Annotated in this window: 1 protein-coding gene; it reads left to right on the top strand. The window is 68.7% G+C overall.

Annotation, left to right across the window (positions count from 1 at the left end):
* Nucleotides 1–86 precede the first annotated feature (86 nt).
* Nucleotides 87–750: tRNA 2-thiouridine(34) synthase MnmA (mnmA, locus tag G7A99_RS22650; protein ID WP_163144275.1), on the top strand; the 664-nt coding region annotated here is incomplete at its 3' end.

The following is a 750-nucleotide window of genomic DNA, read 5'->3' as shown; positions in this document are numbered from 1 at the left end:
CTGGAACTCCTCAGCGACCTGGCATAGGTGCCGGCCGGCGCCCGGGGCGGTGGTCAGCGGCAGTGCCGGGTTAGTAAGATCCCCAGATGACTTCCGAGCGCATCATCGTCGGCCTCTCCGGGGGCGTGGACTCCGCGGTCGCGGCACTGACCCTGCTCGAGCAGGGGCACCGCGTCGAGGGACTGTTCATGAAGAACTGGGAGGACGACGACACCGATACCCACTGCACCGCCGCCGAGGACCTCGCCGATGCCGCGCAGGTCTGCGACGAGCTCGGCATCCCGCTGCATCAGGCCAACTTCGCCGCCGCCTACCGCGAAGAGGTCTTCGCCCACTGCCTGCGCGAGTACCGCGCCGGGCGCACCCCTAACCCGGACATCCTGTGCAACCAGCGGATCAAGTTCCGGGCGTTCCTCGATCACGCACGCCGGCTCGGTGCCGACCGCGTCGCCACCGGGCACTACGCCGGCATCGGCGAGGCGAACGGACGCCATACGCTCCTGCGCGCGGCCGACCGCAACAAGGATCAGAGCTACTTCCTGTACACGCTGGATCAGGAACGCCTCGCCGCCGCCGTCTTTCCCCTGGCGGGGATGACCAAGCCGGACGTTCGCGAGCGCGCCGAGGCCGCCGGCTTCGACAACTTCGACAAGAAGGACAGCACCGGGATCTGCTTCATCGGCGAGCGCGATTTCCGCGCCTTCCTGGCCCGTTACATCGCCACCGACCCCGGCGACATCGTCACGCCGG

This window comes from Arhodomonas sp. KWT (assembly GCF_010993615.1).
This window is presented reverse-complemented; position numbering and strand designations above follow the sequence as displayed.